The sequence below is a fragment of the Acinetobacter sp. UBA5984 genome, from assembly GCF_002429925.1.
GTDB lineage: Bacteria > Pseudomonadota > Gammaproteobacteria > Pseudomonadales > Moraxellaceae > Acinetobacter > Acinetobacter variabilis.
In genome coordinates this window covers 1-12,262 of the sequence record NZ_DJBE01000086.1, presented here as the reverse complement: position 1 = coordinate 12,262, position 12,262 = coordinate 1, and the positions used below count along the sequence as shown (strand labels likewise).

General features: G+C 36.2%; 9 protein-coding genes and 1 pseudogene. 4 read left to right on the top strand and 6 right to left on the bottom strand.

What is annotated here, in order from left to right; translation table 11 throughout:
- Window positions 1-99: 99 nt before the first annotated feature.
- The 6 genes from B3J29_RS15330 to rfbB are packed head-to-tail and all read right to left on the bottom strand — an operon-like array spanning window position 100 to window position 6,316.
- A complete protein-coding gene (locus tag B3J29_RS15330; protein ID WP_286966037.1) occupies window positions 100-1,503 on the bottom strand; it encodes a lipopolysaccharide biosynthesis protein in 1,404 nt (467 codons plus the stop codon).
- Entirely contained in the window at window positions 1,503-2,642 is a 1,140-nt protein-coding gene (locus tag B3J29_RS15325) for a TDP-N-acetylfucosamine:lipid II N-acetylfucosaminyltransferase (protein ID WP_286966036.1), read from the bottom strand. The genes B3J29_RS15330 and B3J29_RS15325 overlap by 1 nt, the downstream gene beginning before the upstream one ends.
- Before the next feature lie 8 nt (window positions 2,643-2,650).
- Window positions 2,651-3,280, bottom strand: coding sequence for an acetyltransferase (locus tag B3J29_RS15320; protein ID WP_286966035.1), 630 nt, complete (start codon window positions 3,278-3,280; stop codon window positions 2,651-2,653).
- Window positions 3,277-4,380, bottom strand: coding sequence for a DegT/DnrJ/EryC1/StrS family aminotransferase (locus tag B3J29_RS15315; protein ID WP_286966034.1), 1,104 nt, complete (start codon window positions 4,378-4,380; stop codon window positions 3,277-3,279). The genes B3J29_RS15320 and B3J29_RS15315 overlap by 4 nt, the downstream gene beginning before the upstream one ends.
- Window positions 4,377-5,258: a glucose-1-phosphate thymidylyltransferase RfbA gene (gene rfbA / locus B3J29_RS15310; RefSeq protein WP_286966033.1), complete on the bottom strand. Its 882-nt coding sequence runs from the start codon at window positions 5,256-5,258 to the stop codon at window positions 4,377-4,379. The genes B3J29_RS15315 and rfbA overlap by 4 nt, the downstream gene beginning before the upstream one ends.
- On the bottom strand, window positions 5,258-6,316 hold the full coding sequence (rfbB, locus tag B3J29_RS15305) for a dTDP-glucose 4,6-dehydratase (RefSeq protein WP_286966032.1): 1,059 nt from the start codon (window positions 6,314-6,316) through the stop codon (window positions 5,258-5,260). The genes rfbA and rfbB overlap by 1 nt, the downstream gene beginning before the upstream one ends.
- Before the next feature lie 523 nt (window positions 6,317-6,839).
- Here rfbB and B3J29_RS15300 point away from each other — a divergent pair.
- The 4 genes and pseudogenes from B3J29_RS15300 (at window position 6,840) to B3J29_RS15285 (ending at window position 12,160) form a co-directional block, all read left to right on the top strand.
- Window positions 6,840-7,943, top strand: a complete 1,104-nt coding sequence (locus B3J29_RS15300; RefSeq protein WP_286966031.1) for a polysaccharide biosynthesis/export family protein — start codon at window positions 6,840-6,842, stop codon at window positions 7,941-7,943.
- Window positions 7,943-8,371 carry a low molecular weight protein-tyrosine-phosphatase gene (locus tag B3J29_RS15295; RefSeq protein ID WP_286966030.1) on the top strand — a complete coding sequence of 143 codons (429 nt, stop codon included), beginning with the start codon at window positions 7,943-7,945 and terminating at the stop codon, window positions 8,369-8,371. Before B3J29_RS15300 ends, B3J29_RS15295 begins: the two co-directional genes overlap by 1 nt.
- 42 nt (window positions 8,372-8,413) lie before the next feature.
- A complete protein-coding gene (locus tag B3J29_RS15290; protein WP_286966029.1) occupies window positions 8,414-10,600 on the top strand; it encodes a polysaccharide biosynthesis tyrosine autokinase in 2,187 nt (728 codons plus the stop codon).
- Window positions 10,601-10,738: 138 nt separating this feature from the next.
- Window positions 10,739-12,160, top strand: a pseudogene (locus B3J29_RS15285) (capsule assembly Wzi family protein).
- Window positions 12,161-12,262: the final 102 nt, after the last annotated feature.

The window sequence follows — 12,262 nt, the reverse complement described above, 5'->3', positions numbered from 1 at the left end:
TTTCATGGGGCTAGTATAAACATTTTTTTACTTTCGCAAGAGATCTAATGTTTCTTCATATCCTATAAATTGAAATTTCATATTAGTTAAAAATTAATACTATATTACCTTCCTATACTTTTTAAATTTAAGAAATGCTCTCAATATATGAAAAAATGAATATACAAAGGATACAAACCAAATCATTTTAAAAATGTAATTAAATTCTCCCTCAAATAATCCATTAGCAATAGCCAGTGCAACAATTAAGAATACTATACAATACATTTTTTTACGTTGAAAACTTTTCCATGCCATGACAGACAATTCGGTTCTTAATACAAAAAAAGTTAAAAATGCTAAACTGCTACTTATACTTGCGCCAATTGCTCCTAATTTTGGGGTTAACAAAAAATTAAGAATAATGGCTGAAAAAAGTGCACCTAAAGAAGCATAGAGTGACAAGTATGACTTTCTACTAATACCAATACCTACACAAGTTGCTTCAGATAGCGTATACAGTAATGGTGCTGCTAAAGCAGGCAAAACAATGTACTGAACTAAATTATACTTTTCTGGTAGAATCATACTTATAATATCAGAGAAAAGCCCAACACTAGAAAAAATAAAAACGATAATAATTAAGATAAAACCTGCGACATCGTACACTTTATCCAGATTTTCATTGTTTTTTACCCACTTATACACTATCGGTGCCCACACTGTCGAAAATATACTCTGTACAATAATAGCAAACCCTGCAAAACTTATTGCCAACGAATATATCCCTAATTGTTCAAAATCTGAGTAAACTCTAAGAAACATTCGGTCTAATGAATTTAAACCCCAATAAGCGAGACCACCAATAATAAGTGGAGCTCCAAATGTCAGTAATTTTTTTAACTCTTTTAACTCTATAAAAACACCTTCAAATTTTAGCCATGTTTCATGTGTATTCCAGGCAAAAATTAAACATGCTATTAAGTTTGAAAGTGCTAAAGCAAGTAATAGGTTTATAAATTCTCTTTGATAAATAAAGACTACAAAAAATAATAATATTAAAATATTGAAAAGTTTAGGCCAAATTTGGCTCATTGAGAAAAGGAAACCCTTTTCTTGCATTCTCAATATTAATGAAAAAAATCTAATCAAGTAATTACAAACGAGAATCAAAATTACCAAGAAACTGGTAAAAATACTTTCGATAGAAAACAGCCATTCCGATATCAAATATGGGTTTACAATAAAAAATACGCTAGTTACTACTAAAAGAAGCAGTCCTGGGAATGCACAATTTTTCCACAATACCGATTTTTTTTCTTTCTCATGATATTCTCTTACATATGCTTGATCTAAACCCAAACCAAATAACATTGTTGAAAATGCGACCACTATTTGTAGTAAAGCAATACGACCAATATCTTCTGCACTAAAGAACCATGCTGTAATAGGTAAGGTGATAAAACCTAAAAAGGCCCCACCAATGGGACCAATCGCAAATCCGGCAATTTTCTTGATGTTCATTATACTTTTTCTGGGATTTCTAATATTTTCTTAACATGATTTATTACTTTCTCTTTAGATAATAATAATTTTAATACATTTCTATTATGCAAAATTTCATCTTCATCTAAAATATCTCCAAAACATTTTTTATCTTCCAAGTCCTGGATAGAATATATATTCATTCCCTTACTTATTAAGTATATATATAAAGGGTTTTGTACTCTTAGAAAAACTTTTGCACCTAAATACAATAATGTAACAATATTTCCATAAGCTTGTTGTCTGCAATGATTCATTATTGCATATCTACAACTTCCAATAACTCTCATATAGTCTTCTAGCGGCATAAAATCTTTTAAAGAAGTAAAATCATCGCCAAAGTATTCCTCTCCTTTTTTTTCTATATATGTTCTATATTTATCATCGCCATAACTCAGTGGACAAATAATTTTACTTGTCTTAACACCAATTTCTTTTAACAATTTAAATGCTTCAACATGATTATTAGAATAAGAAGAGCTATTACCAACTAAAATATTATGACCATTGATCCTTTTATCCTCGAGTTTTTTTGCAAAATACTCTTCGAGATTTCCATAATTAAATTCAATATATTTAGGAAAGATAGCACCATTAAAATTTTTTTTTACCATCTCGTATTCTAGATCCAATACAGGAGAAAAATAATTTATTCTTTCAATCACGTTTTCTTGCTTTACATCAAAACGTATTCGCCATATTCTTCTACAAAAAGCAATAAATTTTATTTTTAGTAAACCCAATAAACTTACGTTTACACAATTATCAAATAGTTTTTTTGTATCATTTAAATAAAGCTGATTTCCTATAATATCATAATAATCATATCCCCATCCTATCCATACAATAGGAATTTCTTTTTTCATTTTCAACAATAGCTTACCCCATACTGGAGACAGAGAATGAACTATAATTAAATCGAATGAATTAACATAAGAAACCACTCTATTAGGATTATTTATAACGGTGGCAATATTTTTAACATATTTTAGTTTTTTTGACCTTGAGTACACTATTAAACTATTTTCAACATCATCAAAAGTATTAAAAACTGAAAGAGCCATATCTACAAATTTATCATCAGTTGATAAATGTAAAACTTTCTTTAATTTTCTCATTATAATCTTTACGCCATCACTCGTAATATCTTTGCAGGGTTACCAACCATTACCATATTATCTTCAACATTTTTAGTTAATACAGCACCCATTCCAATCACCGCACCATATTTAACTTCTAACTTTTCCCTAATACTTGCATTTGTCCCTACTTCAACTAAATCCTGTAAAATAACATTGCCTGAAATTGAGGCATTAGGTGCTATTGTTACGAAATCATGTATACGAACATCATGCCCTACTGTACTATTAATATTTATGATCGTATGACTTCCAACATCTATATTAACCGTTAAGATCGTACCTGCACAAATAATTGAGCCTACTCCTATTTTCACTTGCACCCCCACAATTGCTGAAGGGTCAACTAGAGTAGTAAATTGAAATTTTTCATCATTGAAATAATAATCAATAATTTTTTTTCTAGACCTAGGATTTCCTATAGCAAGTACAAACTCACAATCAAAATAATCTTTAGCATTCTCAAGTGGCCCCAATACATCATATCCCATTATTGTAGTATTTTGTTTTTCTGGGGTACCATCCAAAAATCCTAAAATATCACGCCCACAGCGTTGAGCCATCCAAGCAACTTCTTTACCAAAGCCACCCGCACCAACAATCACAACTTTTTTCATGCTATATCCTTTATTACATTAACAATAACTGAGCATTGATCTAAAGATAAAGTTGGATACATTGGTAAACACAACACTCTCTCTGATAACCATTTTGCATTTGGCGTCATCGATTCATAATTTTTATAGACATTTAGATCAGTCATTATTGGATAAAAATATTTACGTGCAAAAATATTATTTTGCTTTAGTTTTTCAAACAACTCATCACGGCTAAGCAGATATTGTTCAGAAATAATGATTGGAAAATAAGAGTAATTATCCTTTTCTAAACTTGGACGTTTAATACAATGAATTCCTGATATATCTGCAAGTCCATGACGATAGATTTCATCTACTTTTTGACGTGCTAATAATGTGCTATCAATAGATTTTAATTGTAATAAGCCTAATGCAGCATGTACTTCACTCAATTTACCATTTAAAGAAATATCATTTATTATGCTCTCATTCACAATACCAAAATTTTTTAAACGGTCAATGCGTTGTTTCATTTCAGCACTGTGACAAACAATAGCTCCCCCCTCAAAAGTATTAAATACTTTGGTAGCATGAAAGCTCAATACACTTAAATCACCATAATTGAGTAAGCTTTTCCCATGATGTTTTACACCAAAGGCATGTGCCGCATCATAGACTAATTTTAAATTATGCTTGGTAGCAATATTTTGTAATGCTTCCACATCACAAGGAATGCCATAACAATGCACAGGTAAAATCGCGACTGTTTTATCTGTAATTGCCATTTCAACTTTTATAGGGTCAATATTAGATGTGTGTGGGTCAATATCAACAAAGACTGGCGTGAGTTTATTCCAAACTATCGAATGAGCCGTAGCAACAAAAGTGTAAGGCGTCGTAATTACTTCACCTTGTTCAAGCCCAAGTGCCTGTAGTGCTGTTACTAATGCAATCGTTCCATTATTAAATAATGAAATATAATCAACACCTAAATACTCACAAAGCTCTTTTTCCAACTGCTGATGTAATGGTCCACAGTTGGTTAAAATTTTATTGTTCCAAATTTGCTCTAAATAAGGAATAAACTCATCAAGCTCAGGTAAAACAGGCTGAGTGACATAAATTGACTCTTGACTCATATCTCATTCACCAATGAAATCAAATACTGACCATAATCATTTTTACTCATGCTTTGACCAATTGCTAAAACTTGTTCTTTACTCAGCCAACCATTATTCAAAGCAATTTCTTCTAGGCAAGCCACTTTGTAGCCTTGACGCTTTTCAATGGTTTCTACAAACTGTGCAGCTTCAAGCAAACTTGAATGTGTCCCTGTATCCAACCATGCAAAACCACGCCCAAGCAGTTCTACATTTAAATCACCACGCTCTAAATACCTCTGGTTTACAGTTGTAATTTCTAACTCACCACGTTCAGAAGGTTTAACCTCTTTTGCAATTTGAATCACATCATTATCGTAAAAGTACAAACCTGTTACAGCAAAGTGTGATTTTGGGTATTTTGGCTTTTCTTCTAAAGATACCGCACGTTTTTGCTCATCAAACTCAACTACCCCAAAACGTTCTGGATCTTTCACTTGATAGCCAAATACAGTCGCACCTTTTTGACGTGACACAGCCTGACGCAACATTGGAGTAAAACCTTGACCGTAAAAAATATTGTCGCCAAGCACTAAGCAAACATTACTATCCCCAATAAAGCTTTCACCAATTATAAAGGCTTGTGCTAAACCGTCTGGACTAGCTTGGACTGCATATTCAATCTGAATACCAAACTGAGAACCATCACCTAATAAACGTTTAAAGCCATCAATATCGTCAGGAGTACTAATAATTAATACTTCACGAATACCCGCAAGCATTAATACCGAAAGTGGGTAATACACCATTGGTTTGTCATAAATGGGGATTAGCTGTTTCGATACACCTTTGGTGATCGGATATAAGCGTGTACCCGAACCACCTGCCAAAATAATACCTTTTGTAGTATTTAACATTATAAAGTTACACCCAATCTTTCACGTTGGTAACTGCCATCTTGCACACGACGACACCATTCCAAATTATTTAAATACCATTCAACAGTTTTACGGATACCGGTTTCAAAAGTTTCAGTTGGCGACCAACCTAACTCATTCTTGATTTTCGCTGCATCAATGGCGTAACGTAAGTCATGCCCAGGACGATCTTTAACAAAATTAATCAATGACTCATAAGATTGACCACTTTCTTGTGGCTTTAATTCATCCAATATTTTGCAAATGGTTTTCACCACTTCAATATTCTGCTTTTCATTATGTCCACCGATATTATAGGTTTCACCCACCAATCCCTCAGTCACCACTTTATATAAAGCACGGGCATGATCTTCTACAAATAACCAGTCCCGAATTTGCTGCCCATTACCATACACAGGTAAAGGCTTTACATCTAAGGCATTTAAAATGACAAGCGGAATGAGTTTTTCTGGAAAGTGGTAAGGACCATAATTATTGGAACAATTGGTCACAAGTACAGGTAAGCCATAAGTTCTATACCATGCACGAACTAAGTGATCTGAACTGGCTTTAGATGCTGAATAGGGAGAACTTGGTGAGTATGAAGTTGTTTCAGTAAAGAGAGCGGTTGTCCCCTCTAAATCACCATATACTTCATCTGTAGAGACATGATGAAAGCGAAATTTTTGTCGTGCTTCTGCTTCAAGGCTTATCCAGTACTTTCGAGTAGCTTCTAATAAAGTATAGGTTCCAAAGATATTGGTTTGAATAAATGCCGCAGGACCATCAATTGAGCGGTCTACATGCGACTCTGCTGCCAAATGCATAATTGCATTGGGTTGAAACTCTGCTATTACTGCTGTAATTTGCTCTCTATCACAAATATCAATTTGTTTAAACTGATAGTTTCGGCTTTGGTCAATTTTTTTTAATGATTCTAAATTACCTGCATAAGTCAATTTATCTATATTCAGAACTTGATCGTTGGTATTTTGAATAATATGGCGGATGACTGCTGAACCAATAAACCCTGCACCGCCTGTAACTAAAATTTTCATAATTTCCTGTAATTATAACCTAATATTCATACCCAATTGTTTTAAAGTAGTTGAATAAAGACACTTCTAAATACGGTCTTAACCTACTTACAGTTTGGCTATTCAACTCAGCTCACCTATGTCCATCCTGACCATTTTTTTCGAATTCAATGACTAAAGATAAATCGACGTAGCCTAAATCAATCACGGCAATTTTAAGATGAGAAAATTGTAGCATTTTAGCGCCTTATTTATATCGGTATTTTATCAAAAATAAATCTTTCGGCAAAATACTAGCAGAAAATTATGAAACGTCTATTATGATTTGTGCTCAAAATAGTTAAAAAATGGTGTAGTGTATATTTTTTGTGAAAATCTAATATTTTAGTTATACCTATCCTCTACTCTAAAATTTTTAAATCTATCTATATTCTATTTTCAAAACTTGCAATATAGTTACAAATTGCTATGTATATAGCTAGGAACTTCGGTAGAATAAGTCAGATTTAAAAATGATTTTAAAAAATTTATAATGGAATCTCGCGTGCGACACTTTCAACTGGCTATTCTATTGGCATGTGGTATTGCCACTACCGGGTGCGCTGTCACCTCTGGCTTACAAACCTATGACTTACCTACTGAAGGCATGTATCAAACTGATCTAGGCACCTCAGTCAATGTGACTAAACTAACTCAAGACTCTATTGTTGTAGTGCAACCTGCGATACATAACATTCAACAAGACTATGCACATCTGTTCAATACAGCGCAGCGCCAATATAACCTCAGTTCAGGCGACATTCTGTCTATCTACCTATGGGCATACCCTGAAATTACACCACCTACTAGTAATGTTAGTAGTGAAAAATCTGCTGAATCTAACGGTTATCAAATTGACTCACAGGGTTATATTCAGTTTCCGATTATCGGGCGTTATAAAGCCGCAGGTAAATCTTTAGCACAAGTGAACCGCGAGTTGCGCGGACAGTTGGCGCGTTATTTAAAAACGCCAGATGTAATTGTACGGGTGCTGTCTTACCAAGGGCAGCGATACTCGGTACAAGGCAATGTCATGAAAGGTGGTCAGTTCTATTTAAATGATCAACCGATCAGTGTATATACCGCTTTAGGTATGGCAGGCGGGGTCAATGCCCAACAAGGTGACAATACCTCAATGACTTTAGTCCGTCAGGGGCGTACTTATCAACTCAATACCGTAGAGTTGGAAAAAGCGGGGCTGTCATTACACAACTTACTCATTCAGCCGAATGACACCTTGTATGTCAATAACCGTGAAAACCAAAAAATTTATGTAATGGGTGAATCGGGTAAAAACCAGTCCTTACCTATGCGTGATCAGGGTATGAGCTTAAGCGATGTATTGGGTGAAAGTCTGGGCTTAAACCCACTGTCTGCAAGCCGTAGTAAAATTTATGTGGTACGCAGTCAGCCTAATGCAGCACATACCGAAGTCTATCACATGGATTTAACCAGTATTGCCGACTTTGGCCTAGCCAATCAATTTAAAATGCGCAGCAATGATATTGTCTATGTCGATGCTTCAGGCTTGGCACGTTGGCAACGTGTGGTTAACCAAATTATTCCATTCTCAAATGCTTTATATAACCTAGATCGTTTGGGGAACTAATGAAAATTAATAACATTTTGGTGGTATGTATCGGCAATATTTGCCGTAGCCCCATGGCAGAATACTTTTTAAAAGAGCAATATCCACACTTACATATTGAATCTGCGGGTATTTCAGGTTTGGTTGGTCATGCAGCCGATGACAAAGCCAGTTTATGTATGCAACGTCATGGTATCGATATGAGTCCACACGTAGCAAAAAAACTCAATGCAGAGCTGATTAAAAAAGCCGATTTAATTTTAGTCATGAGCCAAAATCAGCAAAAGCATGTGGAACAAACTTGGCCCTTTGCTAAAGGCAAAACCTTTAGATTGGGGCACTGGCAAAGTAAAAATGTTGCTGACCCATATCAGCACGATCAAGCCGTATTTGATGAAACCTGCACCTTAATTCAAGCCTGCATTGCCGACTGGAAAAAATATATCTAGTTTCTAGATTTTTTGATATTCTACTTTTTTGATATTTAAACTATGAGCCAAACCGCCAACACCGAAGACACCATTGATTTAAAGGAATTATTTTTTTCCTTAATCGCACAATGGAAACTGATTATTCTTTGCGTTCTACTCAGTGTAGTCTGCGCTTTTCTGTATTTAAGAACCACACCAGACACCTATGCAGTAGATGCCTTGGTACAGGTCGAAGACAGTAAAGGGGCCTCTGCAGCTTTATTGGGTGATTTGTCCAATATGATTGAGCAGAAATCGCCTGCACAAGCTGAAATTGAAATTTTAAAATCACGTTTAGTGTTGGGTAACGTGATTAATCATCTAAATTTAAATATTCGCGTTTCGGGTACAGAAGATAGTTTCTGGAATCGTTTATTGGCCAAGCATGAATATAACAGTGAATATTCAGCGCAATCTGTACTATTCAAAGACAATCAAAAAAGTTTTGATATTCGCCAGTTCGATATTCCGCAATACTTTCAAGATAAAAACTTAATCCTCAAATTTGCACAAGGCAAATACAGTCTGACGGATGCAGCAACCGAACAAGTGGTTTTTTCTGCGCCTTTAAACCAAGTCAGTCAATTACAGTCTGAATTTGGGGTTTGGAAAGTTGCTATTTTTAGTCAAGACAGCTTTGACGCTGCCTATAATATCCAAAAACAAAGCTTACCTGCTGCAATGAAAACCTTAACTGCCAACTACTCTGTGGCAGAAAAAGGTAAATTGACAGGTGTATTGGAACTAAATTACCAAGGACAAGATAAACAACACATTACCCAAGTGTTAAATGCCATATTGGTCGCTTATAGCCAACAGAATATTGAGCGTCGTACCGCAGAAACTGCACAGACTTTAAAATTTTTGGAAGACCAACTCCCAGAACTTAAACAACAGCTAGACGTGGCAGAACGTGAATTTAACCGTTTCCGCCAACAGTTTAATACGGTCGATGTGACCAAAGAGTCTGAGTTGTACTTGACGCAAAGTATTACCCTGGAAACTCAAAAAGCGCAGTTAGAGCAACAAGTGGCTGAAGCTGCTGCCAAATACACCAATGAACACCCTGTCATGCAGCAAATGAATGCTCAATTGGGTGCGATTAACAAACGAATTGCTGAATTAGACGGCACACTCAAGCGTTTGCCTGAACTACAACGCCAGTATTTACAATTGTTCCGTGAAGTTGAAGTCAAACAGCAGCTGTACACAGGACTATTGAATTCCTATCAGCAACTTCGGATTGCCAAAGCGGGTGAAATTGGCAATGTGCGTATTGTTGATACTGCAGTTGCGCCAATTGAACCAATTAAACCAAAGAAATTACAAATTCTGATTTTATCTATTTTCTTGGGTGCTTTCCTAGGTACATTACTGGCCTTATTACGTAATATGATGCGTTCTGGTATTAAAGATGCAGCGCAAATTGAAAATGAGCTTGATCTGCCAGTTTATGCCACTGTACCGCGCTCTGTTATTCAAGAAAGTCGGATTAAACTTTTACAGAAGAAAAAGAATATTCCGATTCTTGCGGTGAAAGACAGTAGTGATATTGCGATTGAAAGCCTGCGTAGTATGCGTACCGCAATTCATTTTGCCCTCACCAATGCCAGCAACAACGTGATTACACTTTCAGGCCCTGCCCCTGAAATCGGTAAATCTTTTATTACCATTAACCTGGCTACTATTTTAGCGCAAGGTGGGAAACGGGTCTTAGTGATTGATGGTGATATGCGCCGCGGCTATTTGCATAAATATTTTAATGCCGAGGTGCAACCAGGTTTAGCTGAATTATTGAATCATCAAAACAGTTATGAAGATGTAGTACACAGTTCTACGGTAGAAAATCTGTTTTTTGTGACGCGTGGTAAAAGTCCGGTCAATCCTTCTGAGCTGTTAAGTACAGATCGATTCAAAACTTTCATGGATCAGGTATCTGCTCATTTTGATCATGTACTGATTGATACGCCACCTGTGCTTGCGGTGACCGATGGTATTATTATTGCGCAATATGCGGGTGTGAGCTTATTAATTGCCCGTCATGCCAAGACACAAATCAAAGAGCTAGAAATTACAGTAAATCGTTTTGAACAGGCTAATGTTAAAGTTAATGGCGTGATTCTGAATGATGTTCAAAAAAGTGCTGGAAGTTATGGCTACGGTTATAATTACGCCTATGCTTATACTGCACACAAAGATAAAAATTAATCCTGTCTTGAATTTCACACTCTGCCTTGAGCAGGGTGTGAAATCACCCTCTATTACATTTATCCCAAATGATCTTTGTTGAAGAAATCAACTAAAAAACCTATCGTGATAGTTTAAAACTCCTGAGAATATACAAGAATGTTTAAATCAAAAACACTGCTCGCCAGCTTGGCATTAAGCCCCTCACTAACCTTTGCTCAAGGCATTGTTTAAATGACCAAAACCTACGTACCGATTTAAACTGGTTAAATCAGCACTTCGACCTGGCCAATGAGTGGTGATGAAATTCAACGCACCCTTTCTCAGGCAAAAATCAGCAATAGTAATCAACAAAAAGTCATTGACTCAGTCATGGCTCATTTGAATACCAATAACCAGTTACTCAAAACATCCTTGTTTGCAGAAACAGATCAAAAAATCTTCCTCAAGCTTTTGGCGACCAGCAAAAAGCCCAATACCAAGCGGGTATAGAGTTGAATACAGGCAATCAAAATTGGGATGCCAGACTTCGCGTGAATGCCGAAAAAGATCCCAAGATTGATAATGATCAAGATGTTAATGTTGAAGGATCTTACCTCGCGGGTAAATTATGGAATCAATGGCTGATTGCTGGACAAATTCCGACCTACTGGGGACCCGGTCATGATAGCAGCTTAATTCGGGGTGATGCCAGTCGGCCTGTATATGGTGTGACCATGCAACGTGCCGAACAGAATGCTTTTGCAAACAAATGGCTATCCGGGATTGGGCCTTGGCAATATCAAGCCTTTGCCGGACAACTGGATGACTACGATGCTCTGTACCTGATACCAAATTGATTAGCTTACGTGTCACCGCACAGCCTTTACCCTATTTGGAGCTGGGTGCTTCGCGTGCTATGCAATGGGGTGGTGGTGACCGTTCAGAAAGTCTATCTACTCTTTGGAATGCGATCAAAGGTAATGATAACTTTGATAATAGTGATGATGATAAGTCGAATCAAATTGCAGGTTTTGATGTCCGTTTGAATCTACACCCTTTGATACAAGTCCCAATGGGAATGTATGCACAATATGTTGGTGAAGATGAAGCCGGCGGCTTACCAGCCAAAAAAATGTATCTGGCTGGGGTCGATTATTCTTCTAGCTATCACAATATGCCCTTCCAACTGTATACTAAATGGACAGATACCCGTAGTAATGGTAGTGCTGATGGTATTTCATACAACCATCATGTTTATACCGATGGTTTTTATCAGCATGGTTACCCATTAGCACATGCGATAGGTGGTGATGGTCAAATGATTTCAGTAGGTGGTGATATTCGTTTCGATCGCCTCAATCGTGTTAATGCTCGAGTGCTATTTGCCAAGCTGAATGAATCCCACCGAACTAGACTAATTTAGCTTTTCCAGCGCAGGATGAATTAAAAGCTGTTGATGTGAGCTGGACGCATTATTTACGCCCCGATATTTCACTAAAATTAAATGGCTGGCTCAGCAATTCAGACCTACATAGCAATGATGGTGGAGCATCGATTGGGATTGAATTTCCTTTAGAAAAAGGCTTATTTTCTTATTAAGTTCTTTGCAAAATACAATCTCGGTTGAGGCAATCATTTCCCTAGACATTTTCTAACAATAGATCTCTTGCGAAAGTTAATTTAAGAGCATCCAATTCACCA

What these genes read in the sequence shown, in the direction of transcription:
- B3J29_RS15330 (WP_286966037.1), bottom strand. Translation starts at nt 1,503, where the DNA reads ATGAACATCAAGAAAATTGCCGGATTTGCGATTGGTCCCATTGGTGGG.
- B3J29_RS15325 (WP_286966036.1), bottom strand. Translation starts at nt 2,642, where the DNA reads ATGAGAAAATTAAAGAAAGTTTTACATTTATCAACTGATGATAAATTT.
- B3J29_RS15320 (WP_286966035.1), bottom strand. Translation starts at nt 3,280, where the DNA reads ATGAAAAAAGTTGTGATTGTTGGTGCGGGTGGCTTTGGTAAAGAAGTT.
- B3J29_RS15315 (WP_286966034.1), bottom strand. Translation starts at nt 4,380, where the DNA reads ATGAGTCAAGAGTCAATTTATGTCACTCAGCCTGTTTTACCTGAGCTT.
- rfbA (WP_286966033.1), bottom strand. Translation starts at nt 5,258, where the DNA reads ATGTTAAATACTACAAAAGGTATTATTTTGGCAGGTGGTTCGGGTACA.
- rfbB (WP_286966032.1), bottom strand. Translation starts at nt 6,316, where the DNA reads ATGAAAATTTTAGTTACAGGCGGTGCAGGGTTTATTGGTTCAGCAGTC.
- B3J29_RS15295 (WP_286966030.1), top strand. Translation starts at nt 7,943, where the DNA reads ATGAAAATTAATAACATTTTGGTGGTATGTATCGGCAATATTTGCCGT.
- B3J29_RS15290 (WP_286966029.1), top strand. Translation starts at nt 8,414, where the DNA reads ATGAGCCAAACCGCCAACACCGAAGACACCATTGATTTAAAGGAATTA.